This is a genomic window from uncultured Ruegeria sp. (genome assembly GCF_947489545.1).
GTDB lineage: Bacteria > Pseudomonadota > Alphaproteobacteria > Rhodobacterales > Rhodobacteraceae > Ruegeria.
Genome location: NZ_CANLDZ010000005.1, coordinates 263,920 through 284,583 on the forward strand (window position 1 = coordinate 263,920; position 20,664 = coordinate 284,583).

The following is a 20,664-nucleotide window of genomic DNA, read 5'->3' on the forward strand; positions in this document are numbered from 1 at the left end:
TGCTGCCTCTCGCCTCTATCCTGCCCGCTCACCGTTGCGCCATCTGTTGCGACGCTCGACCTGTTGTCGCGCCCGGAACGGGATGTCCCCTTGACGCTGCCGCACAAGCCTGAGCATGTATGTCCCGACATTATACCGTGGCCAGGGGCTGCATCGCCAGCCTGAAATGCCCAAGCCGAGATAAGTGCCCACATGCTGCTGCTGATCGACAACTACGACTCGTTTACCTACAATTTGGTACATTATTTGGGCGAACTTGGCGCCGAAATGGTTATTCGCCGCAATGACGCGCTTGATGTGCAGGAAGCAATGGCCATGAATCCGGCTGGCATTTTACTCAGCCCCGGGCCTTGCGACCCCGATCAAGCCGGGATTTGCCTTGCACTGACGCAAGCTGCTGCCGAAACGAAAACCCCGCTTTTGGGTGTCTGTCTTGGGCATCAGACCATCGGGCAGGTCTTTGGCGGCAAGGTTGTGCGATGCCACGAAATCGTTCACGGCAAGATGGGCATGATGCATCACAAAGGCAAAGGCGTTTTTGCCGGCCTTCCATCACCGTTCGAGGCGACACGCTACCATTCCCTGATCGTCGACCGAGACACCCTGCCCGATTGCCTGGAAATCACGGCTGAACTGGAAGACGGCACGATCATGGGGCTGCAACATAAACAGCTGCCGATGCACGGTGTCCAATTCCACCCGGAATCCATCGCATCCGAGCACGGCCATGCCTTGCTCAAGAACTTCCTGCAAGAATTGAAAGTCCCGGCATGAGCGACGCGTTAAAGCCACTGATCGGAGCAGCCGCCGATCGTCCCCTGAGCCGTGCCGAAGCTGAACAGGCCTTTGGGATTCTATTTGATGGTCAAGCAACGCCCAGCCAGATTGGCGGGCTGTTGATGGCAATGCGGACACGGGGCGAAACGGTCGAAGAATATGCGGCTGCCGCTGCAGTCATGCGTGCCAAGTGTAACGCCGTAACAGCGCCGGCTGGTGCAATGGATATTGTTGGGACCGGTGGAGATGGCAAAGGCACTCTGAACATCTCAACCGCGACGGCCTTTGTGGTTGCTGGCGCTGGGGTCACTGTGGCGAAGCACGGCAATAGAAATCTCAGTTCCAAATCAGGCGCTGCAGACGCGTTGGGTCAGATGGGTATCAACGTTATGGTCGGCCCGCAAACCGTTGAAAACGCGCTAGAAGAGGTCGGAATTGGCTTCATGATGGCGCCGATGCATCATCCAGCCATTGCCCATGTCATGCCCTCGCGGCAAGAACTTGGCACGCGCACGATTTTCAACATCCTTGGGCCACTGACCAACCCCGCAGGCGTAAAGCGCCAGCTGACCGGCGCCTTTAGCCGGGACCTGATCCGTCCAATGGCAGAAACGCTGGGCCTTTTGGGATCTGAGCATGCCTGGCTAGTGCATGGATCCGACGGAACAGACGAATTGACCATCACTGGCATCAGCTGGGTGGCGGCTTTGGAAGATGGAACCGTCAAAGAGGTTGAATTGCATCCTGAAGATGCTGGCCTTCCGGTACACCCTTTCGAGGACATTCTTGGCGGATCTCCGGAAGAGAACGCCGATGCCTTCCGCGCATTGTTGGACGGTACCCCTTCGGCCTATCGTGACGCTGTTTTGCTAAACGCAGCTGCAGCACTGGTTGTGGCTGACGCTGTAAGCGACCTGCGGGAAGGCGTCGAAGTGGCCGCTGCGAGCATCGACAGCGGAAGAGCCAAAGACAAAATCACCGCCTTGGCCCGCATGACACAGGAAGCCGCATGACCGAAACTGTACTGGACAAAATCAAAGCGTACAAACTGGAAGAAGTAGCTGCGGATAAGGCAAGCAAATCCCTAGAACAACTTGAAAGCGAAGCAAAAAACGCACCCGAAGTGCGCGGTTTTGCGGAAGCTTTACAAACCGCCTCCCGCCAAGGCTATGGACTGATCGCCGAGGTCAAAAAGGCCAGCCCATCCAAAGGGTTGATCCGCCCTGACTTTGATCCTCCGGCTTTGGCCAAAGCCTATGAAGATGGTGGTGCGTCTTGCCTGTCTGTGCTGACCGACACGCCTAGTTTCCAAGGCGCCAAGGATTATCTGACTCAAGCGCGTGCGGCGACGTCCTTGCCTGCGTTGCGCAAGGATTTCATGTACGACCCCTATCAGGTCGTCGAAGCCCGCGCTTTGGAGGCGGATTGTATCCTGATCATCATGGCCTCGCTTGAAGATGAACAAGCCGCCGAGTTGGAACAGACCGCGTTCGACTGGGAAATGGACGTTCTGATCGAGGTCCATGATGAAGCGGAATTGGAACGCGCTGCAAATCTGAAAAGTCCCCTGATTGGAATAAATAACCGCAATCTCAAGACCTTCGAAACCAGCCTTGATACAACACGGCGGTTGTCGAAACTGGTGCCGGCAGACCGGACAATTGTCTGCGAAAGCGGGTTGAACACACCCGAGGATCTATCCGATATCGCCCGTTACGGTGGGCGGTGCTTCCTTATCGGAGAGAGCCTGATGCGGCAGGACGATGTGGCGACGGCCACACGTCATTTGTTGGCTAACCCGCTGATCCCCGGAGTGATGTGATGCCACTTACCCATTTCGACGCGCAAGGTCAGGCGCATATGGTGGATGTCTCGGACAAAGCCGTCACAGATCGGGTCGCAATCGCTGCCGGGTACATCAAGATGGCCACGGAAACTTTTGATATCATTTCAGGAGGTCGCGCCAAGAAGGGCGATGTTCTAGGAATCGCACGTCTGGCCGGGATCATGGGGGCCAAAAAAACGCCCGATCTGATCCCGCTTTGCCATCCCTTGCCCATCACCAAAGTCGCCGTGGAACTGACATTGGATCCAGACCTTCCCGGTGTGCAGATCGAAGCCACCGTCAAGACCTCCGGGCAAACTGGTGTCGAAATGGAAGCCCTGACCGCTGTGTCGACCGCGGCTCTGACCGTTTATGATATGACGAAGGCTGTCGACAAGGCGATGGAGATCGGCGGTATTCGCGTACTCCTGAAAGATGGTGGGAAGTCAGGGCGTTACGAGGCAAAATGATTACCGTCGAAGACGCCCGCGTGCTGCTGTTTGATCTGGTCGCGCCCCTACCTGTGGAACAGGTTCCTCTGGCTCAATCTGCGGGGCGCGTTCTGGCACAGGACGTAGCTGCGACCCGGGATCAGCCACCATTTGCAGCCTCGTCCATGGATGGCTACGCGGTTCAGGCAACCGAAGTTGAACGGCACGCCATGTTCAAAGTCATTGGCGAAGCGGCCGCAGGGCAACGATTTGAAGGTGCGGTTGGGCCCGGTCAGGCCGTGCGCATATTTACTGGCGCGCCGGTTCCCGAAGGCGCAGATTTCGTTATTATTCAAGAAGATGTGGACCGGCGCGGTGACTTGATTACCGTCAGCGACACGCCCGGGTCAAAGACCAATATTCGTCTGGCAGGTGTAGATTTCACCAAAGGGGCTACCGTCACGGCCCCGCGTTTGCTCCGCGCAGAAGATGTCGCGTTGATGGCAGCGATGAACATCCCCAAGGTTCCTGTCGCGCAAAAGCCTGAAATTGCCCTGATCTCAACCGGAAATGAACTTGTCATGCCGGGTGAAACGCCCGGCCCCGATCAGATCATCGCGTCGAATACATTTGGCCTCAAGGCGATGCTTGAAGGGCTTGGCGCCCATGTTCGGGTCTTACCCATAGCGCAGGACACGGTGTCTTCGCTTGAGATTGCCTTTGATATGGCAAAGGGCGCGGATCTGGTCGTCACGATCGGCGGCGCTTCTGTCGGAGACTACGATCTGGTGTCCGACGTCTCTCAATCCCTGGGGATGGAGCGATCATTCTACAAAATCCGAATGCGCCCTGGCAAACCTTTGATGGCCGGGCGTATGGGGGATGCAGCAATGGTTGGCTTGCCCGGAAACCCTGTCAGCGCCATGGTATGCGGCTATTTGTTCCTGGCCCCGATGGTGCGGCGCATGCTGGGCCTTGAACAGACCGTCCCCCCGTTTCAGCATACAACCCTGTTGGAGCGCCTCGACGCCAATGGTCCGCGAGAGCATTACATGAGGGCGATTGTGGATCAAAACGGCATTCGCGCCTGCGCAGATCAGGACAGTTCCCTGCTGAGTGTTTTGGCGCAGGCCAACGCTCTTTTGGTTCGCCCCCCGCAGGATCCGGCACTGCAAATTGGCGATACGGTGCGATATCTGCCAATCTAGTATTGCCGCAATCCGGTTGACACAAAACGTGAACATGCGTAGAACAAAAGAAAACGCATGAGCGACGAGGTGTGAGCGATGCTGACCAAGAAGCAATTGGATTTGTTGGAGTTCATCCACAGACGCGTGCAGGCGGACGGTGTTCCGCCCAGTTTTGACGAAATGAAAGCCGCTCTGGACTTGCGATCGAAATCCGGCATCCACCGATTGATCACAGCGCTGGAAGAACGCGGCTTTATCCGGCGCCTTGCCCACCGCGCGCGGGCCATCGAGATTGTGAAGCTGCCCGAAAGCCTCGGCGGCGAACCCACAGTCGGGTTTAACCCGCGCGTGATTGAAGGTGACAAGCCGTCCAGCCCACGTCCGGCCAATTTCGAGCCCGTCTCGGTTGATGCGCTGGAATTGCCCGTCATGGGCCGGATCGCCGCCGGTGTTCCCATTGAGGCGATAAGCCATGTGTCGCACAAGGTTGCCGTTCCCGGGCCAATGGTTTCGGGCCAGGGTCACCACTATGCGCTAGAGGTTCGCGGCGACTCGATGATCGACGCCGGGATCAATGACGGAGATGTGGTTGTCATCCGAGAATCTGCGGTTGCGGATAACGGCGATATCGTCGTGGCTTTGGTCGAAGATCAGGAAGCCACGCTGAAACGCTTTTTCCGCCGCGGTCAGGCTATCGCACTGGAAGCTGCGAACCCGGCCTATGAGACCCGTGTTCTTCCCGAAGACAAGGTGAAGGTTCAGGGGCGTTTGGTCGGTCTGATCCGGACATATTGATCCTTTTGCGACAGACGGTTCCCGGGACTTTTTGGGGACCACAACCGATGACCTGTCTCAGCAGCACTGGTGGTCAGTTTCCCATCCGAGAATGACAGGCTACCAGTTCTGAGCAATCGGTCCGGATCATAAAGGCCGCAGTTCCCATTAAGATCAAGCGCGACTGCTGAGATGATGATCTGGTTGTCGTGGCATTCATCAAAGCCCTGAGCAGCCCGTTTGCCGGTTAGGTGAACGACCTCTTTGTCGTGCAATGTGAAACGTCGGATTTTGCCTGCTTCTTCGGGCCACCTCAGCGCCGCCTGGATCTGGTCCACCCCGTCGCCATCGTTTTCCAACCAGACCCCTGCCACAAAACCGCTGCCTTGTTCATTGCTCAAGGCCCGGCCGTGTTCTGTCATTACCCCCACCAGACCTCCGGATTCAGCAATCAGAATGCCTGGCCGGTGCCCTGGGTTCCATAACAGAAAGGCGATCGCTATTGGCGCAATGCCGCCCCATCTTGCCCGTCCTTGCCACAAGGCCAGCCACAACGCTCCCAATGCGATGAGAGGCAGTACAAACGCTGGCGGGCTAACAACATGTCCTTGCGCGCCATCCAATTCCGAAACCCACTCGGAAACGCTGAGAATCCAATGCAAGCCGATACCCATGACGTTCAATGCGACCGCTTCCAAATCAATGGGTGCCAGCAACGCGGCAATAACCGCCGACGGAACTACGATCACGCCCATTACGGGAACCGACAAAAGGTTCGCCGGTAGCCCATAGTGGGACATCGTATTGAAATGTGCGGCACCGATCGGGGCTGTGGCCAGGCCTGCAATGGCCGAGGACAACAGTACCCCGATCACCGGTTTCAGCCAGTTTGGAATGGATACAGACCTAAAGTCGCGCAGCGCACCAAACACGGCCACTAATGCAGTGGTGGCCGCGAAAGACATCTGGAATCCGGGGCTGAGCAAAGACTCGGGGCGCAGAACCAACACGATCAGGGCGGCGACAGCCACTCCGCGCAGTGAAATGGCGCGCCGGTCGATCAACACCGCACCGAACATGACGCTGACCATGACAAAGGCACGCTCTGTCGCAACGTTGCCGCCTGACAACATCAGATAGATGACCGCCGCAACCATCGCACAAGCTGCTGCCACTTTGCGAACCGACATCCGCAAGGCAAGCGATGGGACAGCCGACAGGCCGATTCGGCAGGACACAAAGACAAACCCAGTCAGCAACCCCATATGCAGACCAGAAATCGCCAACAAATGCGCAAGGTTCGATGCCCTTAAACCATCCAGCGTCGCCTGCCCCATGCCGCTGCGATCGCCTGTGGTGACGGCCGCTGCTAAGCCCCCGACTTCACCCGGAAGAACCGTGCGAACGCGCTGAGAAATCGCCATGCGCCAGGCGGTGATCTGAACTCCACCAACCCCGTCGGCAGCAGGCGCAATTGTCACGATCGGTACACGCGTATACCCAACCGCACCAAGGCGTTGAAACCACGCGTGACGCCGAAAGTCGAAACCGCCGGGCTCAACCGGGCCCTGCGGGGGCGACAAGTGTGCCGTTGTCATAATCCGTTGCCCGGGCGCGATCGGGACCGCGTCACCGTGGACGGAAATTCGGATGCGCTGCGGACGGCGGCCCGCTGGTACGTCCCCTACGCGCACCTGGTCCAGCGTCAGACGCAGCGCATCCGAGGCAGAACGGTCCATGGCAATGACCCGCCCCTCGACCGGGCCATAGTACCGCCACGACAGAACCGGTTCTGCCACCATGTGGGCGCGCGCGCCCGCCAGTATAAAACCAGCGGCGACCAGCGCCCCCCCGATTGCTAACGGGCCCCAACCGGGCAACGGCGCACGGCTTAGGCCAAGCAGAGCCAAAACCGCGCCGCCCAGACCGACATAGATCGGCCACTCAGGCTCGAACCGTAATCCGAAGTAGAGGCCGATACCGATGGCCAGGCATACCGGAGACCAGGGAAACAAATACCCGGTCTGGTTCAGCAGCGCAGCCTCAGCCCGTGCAAGAACACGCATGGTTGCCCCCGTCCTTCGGGCTCGTTAGACAGTCGCCAAACTATGCCCTTCGCGGTTACCAAAAGGTTAATCAACAAAATGTCCGATCAGGTCGTCACCCGTTTTGCCCCCTCGCCCACCGGATTTTTGCACATCGGTGGCGCGCGCACGGCGCTGTTCAATTGGCTTTATGCGCGCGGCCGCGGCGGTCAATTCCTGCTGCGGATTGAGGACACTGACCGCGAGCGTTCGACCCCCGAAGCCACGGCGGCCATTCTGCAAGGTATGGCGTGGCTCGGGTTGGATCACGATGGCGATGTTATCTCTCAATTCGATGGCGCATCCCGCCATGCCGAAGTCGCGCATCAACTGCTGGCCGCAGGCAAAGCGTATAAGTGTTTCTCGACCCAGGAAGAGATTGCCGTATTCCGTGAACAGGCCCGGGCCGAGGGGAAGTCAACACTGTTCCGCAGCCCTTGGCGAGAGGCTGACCCGGCGACGCATCCGGATACGCCCTTTGCCATTCGCATCAAAGCACCTCAGGTCGGTGCGACGGTGATCAGGGATCAGGTTCAGGGCGATGTCACCATCGGAAATGATCAGTTGGACGACATGATCCTGCTGCGATCTGACGGCACGCCCGTTTACATGCTGGCTGTGGTCGTGGACGACCACGATATGGGTGTGACCCATGTGATCCGCGGTGACGATCACCTGAACAATGCCGCACGCCAGATGATGATCTACGAGGCCATGGGGTGGAATGTGCCGGTCTGGGCCCATATTCCGCTCATTCACGGCCCAGACGGCAAAAAGCTCAGCAAACGTCACGGCGCGCTAGGGGCGCAGGAATACCAGGCCATGGGCTACCCCGCTGCCGGTATGCGCAACTATCTAGCTCGTCTGGGCTGGAGCCATGGGGACGATGAATTTTTCACCGATGAACAGGCCAAAGACTGGTTCGATTTGAATGGAATCGGCAAGAGCCCTGCTCGTTTCGACCTGAAAAAGCTGGAAAACCTGTGTGGACAGCATATCGCATTGTCTGACGATGCTGCATTGCGGCATGAGATAGAAGATTACCTGGCCGCAGCCGACCTTCCTTCGCTCACGCAGACACAATCCGGTGATCTGGAACGTGCGATGTATTGCCTCAAAGATCGGGCCAGAACTTTCCCGGAACTCCTTGAAAAAGCGCATTTTGTACTGACCGAACGTCCTATCACTCCGGATGAAAAAGCGGCAAAGGCTCTGAATTCTGTATCCAATGGTATACTGGAAGAATTGACGCCGCATCTGCAAAATGCTAGCTGGAGCCGGAACGAGCTGGAGGAGGCTCTGAATTCCTTTGCCGAGGCAAGGGAGCTCAAGTTCGGTAAGCTGGCGGGCCCACTTCGGGCTGCATTGGCAGGCCGGGCGGTAACACCTTCGGTCTTTGACATGATGCTTGTGCTGGGACGAGATGAAACCCTGGCGCGACTTTCAGAAGCAGCGAAGTAACCCAAGCTTCATAATCGGGTAACGCTGCACTGCTAACACCCGGACTGCGCCCCTGCGCGCAGCCGTTGCCCGCAAGGTCAGACGGCGTCTTGACCTGCGCATGAATGAAGAAGGGACAACCATGACTGAAAGCAATAAAACAGCCACTTTGACCGTTCATGGTAAAGAGTATGAGTTGCCGGTTCATTCGCCGACCGCCGGGCCTGATGTTGTCGACATCCGCAAGCTGTACGGCCAGGCAGGGGTATTCACGTATGACCCCGGATTCACCTCGACCGCCAGCTGTGACAGCACCATAACCTATATTGACGGCGACAAAGGCGAGCTGCTGCACCGCGGCTACCCGATTGAACAGCTTGCTGCGAAATCCCATTTCCTCGAGGTTTGCTACCTGCTGCTATACGGAGAGCTGCCGGATGCAAAAGTGCTCGAGACGTTTGAAACCACCATTACGCGCCACACAATGCTGCACGAGCAGATGCAGTATTTCTATCGCGGGTTCCGTCGGGATGCGCATCCAATGGCGATCATGGTCGGTGTTGTTGGCGCGATGTCAGCTTTCTACCACGATTCAACCGATATCTCGGATCCGCATCAACGAGAGGTGGCATCGCATCGCCTGATCGCCAAGATGCCAACCATCGCGGCCTGGGCTTACAAGTACCACAACGGTCAGCCTTTCGTTTATCCGCGCAACGATCTTGATTATGCGTCAAACTTCCTGCGCATGTGCTTTAGCGTTCCCGCCGAAGAATATGAGGTCAACCCGATCCTGAGCCGTGCGATGGACCGGATTTTTACCCTGCATGCAGATCATGAACAGAACGCATCGACTTCGACTGTGCGCCTTGCTTCGTCATCTGGGGCAAATCCGTTTGCTTGTGTGGCTGCCGGGATCGCCTGTCTTTGGGGGCCGGCCCATGGTGGCGCCAATCAGGCGTGCCTGGAGATGCTGGAAGAAATCGGCAGCGTCGATCGCATTCCGGAATACATTGATCGTGCCAAAGACAAGAGTGATCCATTCCGCCTGATGGGCTTTGGCCACCGTGTCTATAAGAACTTCGACCCGCGCGCGACAGTGATGAAGCAATCGGCGGATGAGGTTCTGGATCTGCTGGGTATCGAGAACAACCCGAAACTGCAGGTCGCCAAAGCGCTCGAGAAACAAGCCCTGGAAGACCCTTACTTCGCGGAGAAGAAGCTGTTCCCGAATGTGGACTTCTATTCGGGCATCATCCTCGAAGCGATGGGTTTCCCAACCTCGATGTTTACACCGATCTTTGCGCTGTCGCGCACCGTCGGTTGGGTCAGCCAGTGGAAAGAGATGATTGCGGATCCACAAAACAAGATCGGCCGACCGCGCCAGCTGTACCTGGGCGAGACAAGCCGCGATTACGTCGACATCGAAAAGCGCTGATTAAAACGCACAGAACGAAAAAGCGCTCCGGTCTTCCGGGGCGTTTTCTATTCAAACAGGCTAAGTTGATCACCTGCCTGGGGTCGTTTCGAAAACAAATCACATCTTAGCGGCTCGGACTGCGTTGCCAGCCCCAAACGTTTGATTGCCAGCTTGAAACGCTTGCCGATTAGCTGGGCATACTCGCCCTCGCCCCGCATTCTGTGACCCCAACGCGGATCGTATTCGCGCCCGCCATGCATGTCGCGCAGATGGGTCATCACCTTGTCAGCCCGCGCTGGCTCATGCTCTGCCAACCAGTCCTGCCAAAGCTCGGACACTTCCCGCGGCAAGCGCAGCATGATCCAGCTGGCCACGTCCGCGCCTGCCTCTTTGCCCGCCTCTAACAAGTGCTCCAACTCATGATCCGTCAGGCCGGGCACCACCGGAGACGTCATGACGCGCACTGGCACACCCGTTTCAGTCAATCGTCTTATTATCTGCAAACGTCGCTGCGGTGATGGCGCGCGCGGTTCCATCCGCCGCGACAAACCGCTGTCGAGTGTAGTCAGCGATATGCCAACGCGCACTAGGCTTCGGTGCGCCATATCTGCCAGAATATCTAGATCTCTCTCAATCAACGCGCCCTTGGTCACAATCGCTATCGGGTGGTTGAACTCGCTTAGCACTTCCAGGCAGGCCCTAGTGATCAAACGCGTTTTTTCGACCGGTTGGTAGGGGTCTGTGTTGGTTCCCAACGCAATTGGTGCAACTCGATAACCCTTGGATGATAGTTCCTTTCGCAACACCTCGGACGCGTTGGGCCGGGCGATCAGGCGTGTTTCAAAGTCCAGCCCCGGCGACATCCCCAGATAGGCGTGGCTTGGACGGGCAAAACAATACACACAACCATGCTCGCACCCGCGATAGGGATTTATCGACCGATCGAATGGCAGATCTGGTGAGCGGTTGTAAGTGATCAGGCTGCGCGCCACTTCGTCCCGAACTTCTGTCCGTAGCGGTGGCAAGTCTTCTTCCACACACCACCCATCATCTGTTGCAACCGTTGTATAGCGTTCAAAACGGCCAACAGCATTAGATGCTGCACCGCGACCACGGATATTAGACAGATGACTCATTTTTGTTCGCCTTTTGTTCTTATTCAAGATAGGCGGCGGCGGCTTAATTCGCAAGGCAGTGCATTTGAAAAACGACGGCATCGGAACACGATGGAGGAAAATCCGGTGAAAGGTATCGTTCGTCATAACCTGAACCAAATGCAGGATGATCTTGCAGAAAATTCTGTCGAGTGGTCCAAGATTTTAACGTATAGGTCGGTCACGAAACCGCCGAGGTCGCAATCGTCACAGTCAGGCTGCGACGTTTTGGCCAAAACGGGACAAATGCCACCACGGGCTGCGCGCCCGAACAGCTCAGGGAATTCCCATGTCCGACGAAGAAGACATTGTCCTGTCCGAACTGAACGACGACGAACTTGTCGAACAGATGTTCGACGATCTTTATGATGGCCTGAAGGAAGAGATTGAGGAAGGCGTGAACATCCTGCTGGAACGCGGATGGACCCCATACGACATTCTGACCAAGGCGCTGGTTGGCGGCATGACGATTGTTGGCCACGACTTCCGTGACGGCATCTTGTTCGTGCCTGAGGTTCTGTTGGCCGCCAACGCCATGAAGGGCGGCATGACAATCCTGAAGCCGCTGCTGGCCGAAACCGGCGCACCGCGTGTGGGCAAGATGGTAATCGGCACCGTCAAAGGCGACATTCACGACATCGGCAAAAACCTTGTGTCGATGATGATGGAAGGAGCAGGCTTCGAAGTGGTTGATCTGGGCATCAACAATCCGGTCGAAAACTACCTGGAAGCGCTGGAGACCGAGCAGCCCGATATTCTGGGCATGTCTGCCCTGCTGACCACGACCATGCCTTACATGAAAGTCGTCATTGATACGCTGGTCGAACAAGGCGTGCGCGACGACTATATTGTTCTTGTCGGCGGCGCGCCGTTGAACGAGGAATTCGGCAAAGCCATAGGAGCTGATGCCTATTGCCGCGATGCTGCCGTGGCCGTGGAAACCGCAAAGGAATTCGTGTCTCGTAAGCACAATCAACTGGCTGGCTGACTACAAATCCAATAGTTCAATAAGGGCCGCCCGCTTTTGGGCGGCTTTTTTTGTTCAACTGTTTGCCTGACCGGAATTCTAAATTGAGATTTGGATCGACGTGTTCTAACTAGTGCCCAGTTAGAATATGTTACCAGAGTTCCGAGGTTCCAGTGCCCACTACGTTTACTGCCATTTCTCTTGGCAACATTGCCGATATCGACAGTTTCGAAGGCAACAATATCGCCGAAAACGCATCTGCGCTTGTGGGCCAGACTTTTGGCGCTTCGGGCAACGCCCTGCTCAATAACGCTGTAACCTGGTCCCCCGTTGGCAACCCCGGCTCGGTGTTCGAAATGAACAATACTGTCGGAAACGATCAGTTTTCAATCGACGGCGGACCGACACAGACCTTCGATGGCACGTCCATTTTCAATGCGACCATCACTTACATTGATGGGACCACAGCAAACATTACTGCCGTGGTCGCGCAGGACGTGAATGGCAATGCCTACCTGATGCCCGAGTTTACGGCAAACACGGACCAAGTTGCGCTTGAAGCAGGGGCCATCCGCTCCATCACCCTCAACAGCCTGAACGGGAACAATTTCTCGGGTCTAACGGCAAACCGGCAAAGCTGGGATTTGGTGACATGTTTCACATCCGGCACATTGATTAGAACGGACTGCGGCGAGAGAGCTGTGGAGCAACTGAGCGTTGGTGACGAAATTCAAACGCTAGACCACGGCCTGCAAACCCTGCGATGGATTGGTCAGCGCACGGTGCAAGCGCAGGGACCTTTTTCACCTGTGTTAATTCAAGCAGGCGCATTGGGCAATCAGCGGGACCTGTTGGTCTCGCAACAACACCGGATGCTCTTGGAAGATTGGCGTATCGAACTGCATACCGGCCACGCCGAAGTTCTGCTTCCGGCAAAACAACTGGTAAATGGCCGAGATATCAGGATTCTCCCCGGCGGGGCCGTCACATATTTCCACTTGATGTTTGATCAGCACGAACTGGTCTGGGCCGAAGGCTGCCTGAGTGAGAGCTTTCATCCCGGGATTCAGGGATGGAACAGCTTGGGTGACGCGGCACGTCAGGAAATTCTCTCGCTGTTCCCTGAGCTGGCAGCCGACGGCATCAGCGCATATGGGCCTACCGCACGCCCAATGCTGGCCTCGTATGAGGCACGGGCGTCGGCGGCCTGACATCAGATGTCGGTCCAAGGCTTGCCTTGACCTCGCTTTCGTTCTTTTCTGCTTACAGCCGACTAGGAACCTGAGCCATGCAGAAAGAAAACCTGCCGGATGACGCGGGACTGACAACTCAAGGCTATTCAAGCCAAGGCAACGGCAGCATCTTGTTGATTGCCTGCGGTGCGTTGGCGCGTGAGATTCTGGATATCAAAAAGCGCAACGGCTGGGATCATCTGGCTTTGACCTGCCTGCCCGCGATTCTGCACGTCCATCCCGAACGGATAACGCAGGCGGTCGAGGATTCGGTCCTCAAACACAAAGACCAATACGATCAGATCTTCGTCGTTTACGCCGATTGCGGCACGGGCGGTCTGTTGGAAAAAGCGTGTGACCGATTGGGTGTTGAAATGATCAAAGGGCCCCACTGCTATTCTTTTTTCGAAGGCAATCAAATCTTCGCAGAGCGCGGAGAGGATGAGACTACCGCCTTTTATCTAACGGATTTTCTTGCCCGTCAATTTGATGCCTTTGTCTGGAAACCCTTGGGGTTAGACCGGCACCCAGAGCTGCGAGACATGTATTTTGGCAACTACACCAAACTGGTTTATCAGGCACAAACCGATGATCCGAACTTGACAGAGCGTGCGCGCGCGTGTGCTGACAAGATGGGCTTGGCGTTCGAGCGACGTTTGACGGGCTACGGTGATCTGGAGACAACGATGTCAGATTGGGCCAATCGCCGGTCTAAAACATAAAATCACGCGTTTTCCTGAGCAACGTCCCGGATGCGTTCGATCATGGATCGCAGCCCATTTGACCGTTGTGCCGACAGGTGGTCGTTCAACCCCAAACGCGCGAGTTCACCGCCGGCATCAACTTTTGGAACCTCGGCAACGGGCAAACCATTATAGAGTGATCGCAGAACGGCTATCAGTCCGCGCACGATCAGGGCGTCGCTGTCTCCGTCAAACTTGAACACACCGCCTTCGATCATCGGATGCAACCACACCTGGCTTGCGCATCCGTTCACTTTCGTCGCCGGCACCTTGAACGCGTCGTTCAGCGGCTCCATCGCTTTGCCCTGCTCGATGACGTGGCGGTATCGGTCTTCCCAGTCCTCCAGAAACTCGAAATCCTCTACAATGTCTTCAAAGGCGGGCGTTGCCATGGTGCGACGATCCTTCCGTTGCGGTCACATTTGTCACCTATGCCGACGATAGGCGCCTGTCCAGCCCCCGGCGTGGCTTTTCAAGGCGCGGAAATTGCGCTAACCCATTGCTTGAATTGGTGCCAAAAGCTGTGGGTCTATGCAAAAAACTCTATCTGTTCTGTTCGTCGCCGTATTGACCTTGTCTGCCTGCAACAGCTGGCGCGACTCGCGGGTGAACCCTTCCAACTGGTTTGGGTCCAGTACGCCTGCCCCTGTTGAAACATCGCCGGATGACGCTGACGCACTGATCCCGCAGCAAAGCGGTAACAGGGGACTGTTTTCGCGCCCCGAAGAAGAAGACCGAAGCGTTGCAATCGCCAAGATAGATGAGCTTAGGATCGATGCAACACCCACGGGTGCGATCATTTACGCATCTGGCACTGCCTTGCGCCAAGGGGCTTTTGATGCCCGTCTGGTGCCCGTGACATCTGAAGAGAATGACAAAAACGGCGTTATGGAGTTCACCTTTCGGGTAACCTACCCGACTTACCAGACCCGGCAAGGTTCGGAACGGTCCCGGATGGTATCGGACGCCATCAACATTTCTAGCCAGGACTTGCAGGCCGTTCGTCTGGTTCGTGTGGTGGGTCAGCAGAACGCGTTGGAATCGCGGCGGCGCTAGGTTCCGCTATAGCGAAACAACCTGAACCGTTTGCCCTTTCGCTGCCAATGCGATTTTACCTTCGCACAGCTTAAGGGCATCTTCCCCGAATACTTCAAAACGCCAGCCAGACATGGCAGGAACTTCGCGTTCGCCTGCTGCGATCTGATCAAGCTCGGAACTGGTCGCGATCAGCTTGGCCGCCACACCCGAGCTTTCGGTTTTTGATTTCAGCAAAACCCGCAGCAGGTCAGACAGGGCTGGATTGACTTTCAGTTTGTCGCGGCTGTTGTCGATTTTAGGCAATTGTTCCGGCGGGCAGTTCACCCCGCGCTTTACCGCAGCAAGAATACCGTCCGCAATCGCGCCTTTGCGCGCTTCGCGCAGCAAAAGACGCGACGCCCCCAGATCAGCAGGAGATTTTGGTTTGGTCGACGCCAGTTCGATCAAAGCATCATCTTTAAACACCCGGTTGCGGGGCACGTTGTTTTGCTGCGCATGCGTTTCGCGGAATTGCGCCAGCTCGCGCACCACGGCCAGAAACTTGGCCGAATTCGTTCGCGTTTTGACACGCTTCCAAGCATCTACGGGCTGGATATCGTATGTCGCAGGCTGGGTCAGCGTGCGCAATTCTTCCGCCACCCAATGGCTGCGACTGGTTTTTTCAAGCTCGGCCGCAAGATGTTCATAGATTCGGCGCAGATGGGTAACATCTGCCAAGGCGTAGGTTTTCTGCGCTTCGGTCAAAGGGCGTCGTGACCAATCGGTGAACCGAGAGGTTTTGTCGACACCCTGCTTGCAGATCTTGCGCACCAGCGTTTCATACCCAACCTGCTCGCCAAATCCGCAGACCATGGCCGCCACCTGAGTGTCGAACAACGGTTTCGGAAACACGTCGGCCTCGACCCAGAAGATCTCCAGATCCTGCCGGGCGGCGTGGAACACTTTGACCACGTTTTCATCCCGAAACAGCGTATAAAGAGGGTTCAGCGACAAACCATCGGCCAAAGGGTCGACCAGAACTGCGCTATCTTCATCTTCTGAGGGAACCGCCAACTGCACAAGGCAGAGTTTGGAATAGTAAGTCCGTTCGCGCAGAAATTCGGTATCCACTGTGATATAGGGGTAGTCCGCAGCGGCCTTGCAAAATTCGGCCAGCTCTTGCGTCGTCTTCAAGGTTTTCATGCGCCGTACTATTCTTGCTCTTGTTATTTGAAATTGCCCGATTTTGCCTAGTCCCGAGCGATAGAGGCGACCATAGGACGAATTCCGTGCGTGTGTAAATCACCCACGAAATATCAAGGCAACAGAAGGGGTGACCTGTTGCCTTCAGCATAACGACGCAAAACAGCCGGGTACAATTTGTGTTCCCACACCAACACGCGCGCGGCCAACGTGTCGGGCGTGTCATCAGGCGCGATCCCTAGGCGTGCCTGACCCAGAATGGGGCCATCATCCAGCGCAGCGGTGACCTCGTGCACTGTACAACCATGTTCCGCATCACCTGCCTCGATCGCGCGGGCGTGTGTGTGCAGGCCTTTGTATTTCGGCAGCAGTGACGGGTGAATATTCAGCATCCGCCCCTGAAATTGCGACACAAAACCGCCGGTCAAAACGCGCATGAAACCTGCAAGGCAAACGATGTCAGGTTTCGCGTCCAGGAGCGGTTTCGCCAATTCGTCCTCGAATGCCACCCGATCGCCTTTGAACGGGCGATGATCTACAACCGCCGTTGGAATGCCCCGGTCAGCTGCTTTTTTCAGCCCACCCGCCGTCGCATCATTTGACAAGACCAGACAAGGGCGTGCGGGATGATCATCAACCATGCTGTCTACCAGGGACATCATGTTTGACCCACCGCCAGAAATCAGAATGGCGACGCGCTTGTGGCTCACAACAGCTTGCCCGAATAGGCAACGCCAGATGTTTCTGTGATTTCTCCAAGCCGTGAAACGGTTTCACCTGCATCCTGCAGCAGTTGAGCCAAATCTGCTGCACGATCTTCAGCGCAGACAAGGATCATTCCGATGCCGCAGTTGAACGTCTTCAGCATTTCAGCTTCGGCGATGCCCCCTGTCTGTGCCATCCACCCAAACACGGGCGGCAGGTCCCAGGCGTTTAGATCAACCCGCGCGCCCATGCCTTCTGGCAGAACGCGCGGAAGGTTCTCGGTCAAGCCGCCGCCTGTGATATGCGCCAAGGCATGCACGCCCCCTGCCCTGATTGCCGCCAGCGCTGGCTTCACATAAAGCCGCGTTGGCGTCAGCAGAGCTTCGCCCAACGAACCGTCACCAAAGGGAGATGCCGAATCCCAGCCCAACCCGGACAGTTCAACCAGTTTGCGAACCAGCGAATAGCCGTTGGAATGCACCCCGTTCGAGGCCAGCCCCAACAGCACATCACCCGCCTGAACGCCGTCTGGCAAATCCGCACCCCGTTCCATCGCACCAACCGAGAATCCGGCCAGATCGAAATCCCCGTCAGGGTACATCCCTGGCATTTCGGCTGTTTCGCCACCGATCAGAGCACAGCCTGATTTTGCGCAGCCTTCTGCAATGCCTTCAATGATCCGGGCAGCAGTATCTGTATCCAGTTTGCCGGTCGCAAAGTAGTCCAGAAAAAACAGCGGCTCGGCACCTTGGCAAATCAGGTCATTAACGCACATCGCGACCAGATCGATGCCAACGCCATCCACGACACCTGTGTCGATCGCAATGCGCAGCTTTGTTCCGACGCCGTCCGTGGCGCCGACAAGAATTGGGTCGGTATAACCGGCAGCCTTCAGATCAAACAAAGCGCCAAAGCCACCTAAGCCGCTCATGACACCGGGACGGTTGGTCCGCTTGGCGGCGGGCTTGATCCGATCGACCAGCGCGTTGCCCGCATCAATGTCCACACCTGCATCGGCATAGGTGATTCCGTTCTTGCCCGCTGTCATGGTCAGTCCCTCATGAGTGCTTTGCAGCGCGAGTTATTCGATTGTGCGCGCGCATGCAACGGTCAGGCTTGACGCGGGCGTTCACCGTGATACCCAAGGCCCTCAGGCGGGCCTGTAGCTCAATTGGTTAGAGCAGAGCGCTCATAACGCTTTGGTTGGGGGTTCAAGTCCCTCCGGGCCTACCAGAATCACCGCCAGACCAAAAAAGTTGGCGCACTTCCCCCAAAATTTTGACTCGCTAGCGTCCGATAATAATATCCGCGCACAATCCACCCAATCGTTCGCTTTTGGCAAGGCGTAAAGTGCCGCCATGCGCACGGGCGATGTCGGCAACGATGGCCAAGCCAAGCCCCACACCGCTGCCCTGATTCTGATTGCGAGCCGGATCAAGGCGGGTGAACGGTTTGACAGCCTCAGTACGCTGATCGGCTGGAATTCCTGGACCATCATCTTCGACGCGGATGCGTAAAGACTTGGGATTAAGGCTCAGGCTGACATCGGCCTTGGTGCCATATCGAACCGCATTCCCGATCAGGTTTTCCACCGCCCTGCGGATCGCCGTAGGACGCAACATAACTGTGCCTTGCCCCTCAACACTCACCAAATCGGCTTCGTACCCTGCCCGTCTGGCATCATCGACAATCTGACGCACAAAAGCCTCGGGATGAACCTCTTCGGTGGCGCCATCGGCTGCTCCGCGAGAGAAATCCAGAAAGGCATCCAGCAGAGCCTGCATCTCAGTGACGTCCTGCTGCAGCGGTGCCGCCTCTTCCTCGGGCAACATTGAAAGGCCAAGCTTCAATCGCGTCAGCGGCGTGCGCAGATCGTGGCTGACACCGGATAACATCAGGGTTCGCTGCTCCATTTGCCGCTCGATCCGCGCCCGCATGTCCAGAAACGCGTTACCTGCGGCCCGTACCTCGATTGCACCACTTGGCGAGTATGGCTCTATCCGACCGCGGCCAAATGCCTGCGCCGCGTTGGCCAGGCGTGTTATTGGGCGCAGTTGATTGCGCATATACAGAAACGAGATCGAGGTCATGATGATGGCAAAGAACACCATCGTTACAATCAACTGATGCGGTGCCGCTGGCGACAGTCGCCTTCGATCAAAGGTCAGCTGCAACGTCCCAAGATGCGTCGGTAAGTATAGCCGTGCCTCCTGACTGCTGGGCAATGCAACCGCAATCAGATCCGGCAAGTTTGCCCGCAGATCAGTCTCGACCTGCGGAGCAATGAAATCGTACCAGCGACGCCGCCCGATATCCGGTTCTTCATTTATGCCCAGAAAACGGACTTGCATCTCAAGCGCGGCCAAATCAGGCCGAATGGCCGCCAATGCCTGCTGCTGTGTCTCGGCCTCAGCCATAGCGCCTGTAACAAGGTTGACTTCGCGCGAAGCGGCGCGGGTCATTTGCGACGTGACATCCTCCAAATGCCTCTGCAGGAAGGCAATTCCCACGACCAGCAACAGCACAATGACCGGCAAAACCAGAATCAATGCGGCCCTGACATACAGGCTGCGAGGCATATAGGGTTTGAGCCATTGTGTGGACATGCGCTAAACCTAGCGGGCTGCCCCGACAAGAGGAAGAGCGCAGAATGCAGGCACCTGATGATTTCAACCCGCGTCCCGGTATTGCCGTCGAAATGCAACCCGGGCTCAGGCGCATTCTGGCCCCGAATCCATCGCCGATGACCTATCGCGGCACCAATACATATCTGCTGGGAACGTATGACATTGCCGTCATTGACCCCGGCCCGCTGAGTGACGCGCATCTATCCGCGATCCTGGAGGCACTGCAGCCCAACCAGCGGATCAGCCACATCATTGTCACGCACAGCCATCTGGACCATTCCCCGCTGGCCGCATCTTTGGCGGCCCGAGTGGGCGCGCCGATTATTGCCTTTGGTGGCCCGGAAGCTGGTCGCAGCGCGGTAATGACTCACTTAGCAGCACATGGCCTGGCCGGGGGTGGCGAAGGTATCGACACCCGATTTCGCCCCGATGTCGAAATCGGCGATGGCGAGGTGATCCGTGGCGATGGCTGGGATCTTGAAGTGATCCATACGCCGGGCCACCTGGGCAATCATATTGCGCTGGCCTGGGGCGATGTCTGTTTTACCGCCGATCATGTTATGGGCTGGGCGAGTTCGTTGGTGTCACCACCCGACGGTGACCTGACCGATTTCATGGCGGCCTGTCACCGGCTGCGGGCGCGTGACTGGTCGGTGTTTCACGCGGGGCACGGCGCACCGATCACCGACCCTGCCGGTCGGTTGGATTGGCTGATTCAGCACAGATTGGGGCGCGAGGCTCAGATCCTATCCGCACTTGAGGACGCGCCCGGAACTGCGCGCCAATTGGCTGAACGCATCTATACGGACACGCCGCCTGCTCTGCTTCCTGCCGCCGAACGTAACGTCTTTGCCCATCTCGTTGATCTGGAAGGCAAATCTCAGGTTTCTTTCACGGGTCGTCTGTCAGCAAAGGCAGTCTTTAGCCGCAGCTCCTAGCCGTAAGGATTTTTTTGAAATTCACGCGCTTCCCCTCTGGACGCGCAGAATCCGGATTGTTATACGGCGCGAACCGTTCCGGCGTAGCTCAGCGGTAGAGCAGTTGACTGTTAATCAATTGGTCGTAGGTTCGATCC

Annotated in this window: 20 protein-coding genes and 1 tRNA gene; 14 read left to right on the forward strand and 7 right to left on the reverse strand. The window is 56.9% G+C overall.

Translation table 11 applies throughout. The annotated features are described in order from the left end of the window. Nucleotides 1-192: 192 nt before the first annotated feature. From Q1B13_RS09995 to lexA, 6 genes are all read left to right on the forward strand, one after another. Entirely contained in the window at nucleotides 193-774 is a 582-nt protein-coding gene (locus Q1B13_RS09995) for an aminodeoxychorismate/anthranilate synthase component II (protein ID WP_298934924.1), read from the forward strand. Further along, a complete protein-coding gene (trpD, locus tag Q1B13_RS10000) occupies nucleotides 771-1,790 on the forward strand; it encodes an anthranilate phosphoribosyltransferase (protein ID WP_299075578.1) in 1,020 nt (339 codons plus the stop codon). Before Q1B13_RS09995 ends, trpD begins: the two co-directional genes overlap by 4 nt. Then, entirely contained in the window at nucleotides 1,787-2,599 is an 813-nt protein-coding gene (gene trpC, locus Q1B13_RS10005; protein WP_299075581.1) for an indole-3-glycerol phosphate synthase TrpC, read from the forward strand. The genes trpD and trpC overlap by 4 nt, the downstream gene beginning before the upstream one ends. Further along, nucleotides 2,599-3,072: a cyclic pyranopterin monophosphate synthase MoaC gene (moaC, locus tag Q1B13_RS10010; protein WP_299075584.1), complete on the forward strand. Its 474-nt coding sequence runs from the start codon at nucleotides 2,599-2,601 to the stop codon at nucleotides 3,070-3,072. The genes trpC and moaC overlap by 1 nt, the downstream gene beginning before the upstream one ends. Beyond that, nucleotides 3,069-4,241: a gephyrin-like molybdotransferase Glp gene (glp, locus tag Q1B13_RS10015; protein WP_299075587.1), complete on the forward strand. Its 1,173-nt coding sequence runs from the start codon at nucleotides 3,069-3,071 to the stop codon at nucleotides 4,239-4,241. Before moaC ends, glp begins: the two co-directional genes overlap by 4 nt. A 78-nt stretch (nucleotides 4,242-4,319) precedes the next feature. Then, nucleotides 4,320-5,018 (forward strand): transcriptional repressor LexA, encoded by a 699-nt coding sequence (gene lexA / locus Q1B13_RS10020; protein WP_299075590.1) that lies wholly within the window; start codon nucleotides 4,320-4,322, stop codon nucleotides 5,016-5,018. Here lexA and Q1B13_RS10025 read toward each other — a convergent pair. Further along, nucleotides 4,982-7,063 (reverse strand): ComEC/Rec2 family competence protein, encoded by a 2,082-nt coding sequence (locus tag Q1B13_RS10025; RefSeq protein ID WP_299075593.1) that lies wholly within the window; start codon nucleotides 7,061-7,063, stop codon nucleotides 4,982-4,984. The genes lexA and Q1B13_RS10025 overlap by 37 nt on opposite strands. 78 nt (nucleotides 7,064-7,141) lie before the next feature. Here Q1B13_RS10025 and gltX point away from each other — a divergent pair, with 78 nt between their 5' ends. Both gltX and gltA read left to right on the forward strand, forming a co-directional pair. Continuing rightward, nucleotides 7,142-8,542 (forward strand): glutamate--tRNA ligase, encoded by a 1,401-nt coding sequence (gltX, locus tag Q1B13_RS10030; RefSeq protein WP_299075596.1) that lies wholly within the window; start codon nucleotides 7,142-7,144, stop codon nucleotides 8,540-8,542. A gap of 121 nt (nucleotides 8,543-8,663) precedes the next feature. Continuing rightward, nucleotides 8,664-9,959, forward strand: a complete 1,296-nt coding sequence (gene gltA / locus Q1B13_RS10035; RefSeq protein ID WP_298934916.1) for a citrate synthase — start codon at nucleotides 8,664-8,666, stop codon at nucleotides 9,957-9,959. Between the two features lie 47 nt (nucleotides 9,960-10,006). On the opposite strand, the gene Q1B13_RS10040 is transcribed toward gltA, so the two are convergent. After that, the gene (locus Q1B13_RS10040) at nucleotides 10,007-11,077 is read right to left on the reverse strand and encodes a PA0069 family radical SAM protein (protein ID WP_299075599.1); all 1,071 of its coding nucleotides are present in this window, start codon (nucleotides 11,075-11,077) and stop codon (nucleotides 10,007-10,009) included. A 307-nt stretch (nucleotides 11,078-11,384) separates the two neighbouring features. Here Q1B13_RS10040 and Q1B13_RS10045 point away from each other — a divergent pair, with 307 nt between their 5' ends. The 3 genes from Q1B13_RS10045 (at nucleotide 11,385) to Q1B13_RS10055 (ending at nucleotide 14,016) form a co-directional block, all read left to right on the forward strand. Continuing rightward, nucleotides 11,385-12,083: a B12-binding domain-containing protein gene (locus tag Q1B13_RS10045; RefSeq protein ID WP_298934914.1), complete on the forward strand. Its 699-nt coding sequence runs from the start codon at nucleotides 11,385-11,387 to the stop codon at nucleotides 12,081-12,083. Between the two features lie 152 nt (nucleotides 12,084-12,235). Then, nucleotides 12,236-13,273: a Hint domain-containing protein gene (locus tag Q1B13_RS10050; protein ID WP_299075602.1), complete on the forward strand. Its 1,038-nt coding sequence runs from the start codon at nucleotides 12,236-12,238 to the stop codon at nucleotides 13,271-13,273. A 77-nt stretch (nucleotides 13,274-13,350) separates the two neighbouring features. Continuing rightward, entirely contained in the window at nucleotides 13,351-14,016 is a 666-nt protein-coding gene (locus Q1B13_RS10055; protein WP_299075605.1) for a DUF1638 domain-containing protein, read from the forward strand. Nucleotides 14,017-14,018: 2 nt separating this feature from the next. Here Q1B13_RS10055 and Q1B13_RS10060 read toward each other — a convergent pair whose 3' ends face one another. Beyond that, nucleotides 14,019-14,429: a SufE family protein gene (locus Q1B13_RS10060; RefSeq protein ID WP_298934911.1), complete on the reverse strand. Its 411-nt coding sequence runs from the start codon at nucleotides 14,427-14,429 to the stop codon at nucleotides 14,019-14,021. Nucleotides 14,430-14,568: 139 nt separating this feature from the next. On the opposite strand from Q1B13_RS10060, the gene Q1B13_RS10065 reads away from it, so the two are divergent. Further along, nucleotides 14,569-15,093 carry a hypothetical protein gene (locus Q1B13_RS10065; RefSeq protein ID WP_298934910.1) on the forward strand — a complete coding sequence of 175 codons (525 nt, stop codon included), beginning with the start codon at nucleotides 14,569-14,571 and terminating at the stop codon, nucleotides 15,091-15,093. Between the two features lie 6 nt (nucleotides 15,094-15,099). Here the strand turns inward: Q1B13_RS10065 and rnd are convergent, their stop codons facing one another. The 3 genes from rnd to purM form a co-directional block, all read right to left on the reverse strand. Then, on the reverse strand, nucleotides 15,100-16,257 hold the full coding sequence (rnd, locus tag Q1B13_RS10070; protein WP_299075608.1) for a ribonuclease D: 1,158 nt from the start codon (nucleotides 16,255-16,257) through the stop codon (nucleotides 15,100-15,102). A gap of 113 nt (nucleotides 16,258-16,370) precedes the next feature. Beyond that, nucleotides 16,371-16,967 (reverse strand): phosphoribosylglycinamide formyltransferase, encoded by a 597-nt coding sequence (purN, locus tag Q1B13_RS10075; protein ID WP_299075611.1) that lies wholly within the window; start codon nucleotides 16,965-16,967, stop codon nucleotides 16,371-16,373. Further along, nucleotides 16,964-18,010: a phosphoribosylformylglycinamidine cyclo-ligase gene (gene purM / locus Q1B13_RS10080; protein WP_299075614.1), complete on the reverse strand. Its 1,047-nt coding sequence runs from the start codon at nucleotides 18,008-18,010 to the stop codon at nucleotides 16,964-16,966. The genes purN and purM overlap by 4 nt, the downstream gene beginning before the upstream one ends. Before the next feature lie 108 nt (nucleotides 18,011-18,118). Between purM and Q1B13_RS10085 the strand changes: the two genes are divergently transcribed. Further along, a tRNA-Ile gene (locus Q1B13_RS10085) sits at nucleotides 18,119-18,195 on the forward strand. A gap of 53 nt (nucleotides 18,196-18,248) precedes the next feature. Here the strand turns inward: Q1B13_RS10085 and Q1B13_RS10090 are convergent. Continuing rightward, on the reverse strand, nucleotides 18,249-19,568 hold the full coding sequence (locus tag Q1B13_RS10090; RefSeq protein WP_298934906.1) for an ATP-binding protein: 1,320 nt from the start codon (nucleotides 19,566-19,568) through the stop codon (nucleotides 18,249-18,251). A 44-nt stretch (nucleotides 19,569-19,612) separates the two neighbouring features. On the opposite strand from Q1B13_RS10090, the gene Q1B13_RS10095 reads away from it, so the two are divergent. Further along, nucleotides 19,613-20,527 (forward strand): MBL fold metallo-hydrolase, encoded by a 915-nt coding sequence (locus Q1B13_RS10095; RefSeq protein WP_299075617.1) that lies wholly within the window; start codon nucleotides 19,613-19,615, stop codon nucleotides 20,525-20,527. The last annotated feature ends 137 nt before the right edge of the window (nucleotides 20,528-20,664 follow it).

What these genes read in the sequence shown, in the direction of transcription:
- Q1B13_RS09995 (WP_298934924.1), top strand. Translation starts at nt 193, where the DNA reads ATGCTGCTGCTGATCGACAACTACGACTCGTTTACCTACAATTTGGTA.
- trpD (WP_299075578.1), top strand. Translation starts at nt 771, where the DNA reads ATGAGCGACGCGTTAAAGCCACTGATCGGAGCAGCCGCCGATCGTCCC.
- trpC (WP_299075581.1), top strand. Translation starts at nt 1,787, where the DNA reads ATGACCGAAACTGTACTGGACAAAATCAAAGCGTACAAACTGGAAGAA.
- moaC (WP_299075584.1), top strand. Translation starts at nt 2,599, where the DNA reads ATGCCACTTACCCATTTCGACGCGCAAGGTCAGGCGCATATGGTGGAT.
- glp (WP_299075587.1), top strand. Translation starts at nt 3,069, where the DNA reads ATGATTACCGTCGAAGACGCCCGCGTGCTGCTGTTTGATCTGGTCGCG.
- lexA (WP_299075590.1), top strand. Translation starts at nt 4,320, where the DNA reads ATGCTGACCAAGAAGCAATTGGATTTGTTGGAGTTCATCCACAGACGC.
- Q1B13_RS10025 (WP_299075593.1), bottom strand. Translation starts at nt 7,063, where the DNA reads ATGCGTGTTCTTGCACGGGCTGAGGCTGCGCTGCTGAACCAGACCGGG.
- gltX (WP_299075596.1), top strand. Translation starts at nt 7,142, where the DNA reads ATGTCCGATCAGGTCGTCACCCGTTTTGCCCCCTCGCCCACCGGATTT.
- gltA (WP_298934916.1), top strand. Translation starts at nt 8,664, where the DNA reads ATGACTGAAAGCAATAAAACAGCCACTTTGACCGTTCATGGTAAAGAG.
- Q1B13_RS10040 (WP_299075599.1), bottom strand. Translation starts at nt 11,077, where the DNA reads ATGAGTCATCTGTCTAATATCCGTGGTCGCGGTGCAGCATCTAATGCT.
- Q1B13_RS10045 (WP_298934914.1), top strand. Translation starts at nt 11,385, where the DNA reads ATGTCCGACGAAGAAGACATTGTCCTGTCCGAACTGAACGACGACGAA.
- Q1B13_RS10055 (WP_299075605.1), top strand. Translation starts at nt 13,351, where the DNA reads ATGCAGAAAGAAAACCTGCCGGATGACGCGGGACTGACAACTCAAGGC.
- Q1B13_RS10060 (WP_298934911.1), bottom strand. Translation starts at nt 14,429, where the DNA reads ATGGCAACGCCCGCCTTTGAAGACATTGTAGAGGATTTCGAGTTTCTG.
- Q1B13_RS10065 (WP_298934910.1), top strand. Translation starts at nt 14,569, where the DNA reads ATGCAAAAAACTCTATCTGTTCTGTTCGTCGCCGTATTGACCTTGTCT.
- rnd (WP_299075608.1), bottom strand. Translation starts at nt 16,257, where the DNA reads ATGAAAACCTTGAAGACGACGCAAGAGCTGGCCGAATTTTGCAAGGCC.
- purM (WP_299075614.1), bottom strand. Translation starts at nt 18,010, where the DNA reads ATGACAGCGGGCAAGAACGGAATCACCTATGCCGATGCAGGTGTGGAC.
- Q1B13_RS10090 (WP_298934906.1), bottom strand. Translation starts at nt 19,568, where the DNA reads ATGTCCACACAATGGCTCAAACCCTATATGCCTCGCAGCCTGTATGTC.
- Q1B13_RS10095 (WP_299075617.1), top strand. Translation starts at nt 19,613, where the DNA reads ATGCAGGCACCTGATGATTTCAACCCGCGTCCCGGTATTGCCGTCGAA.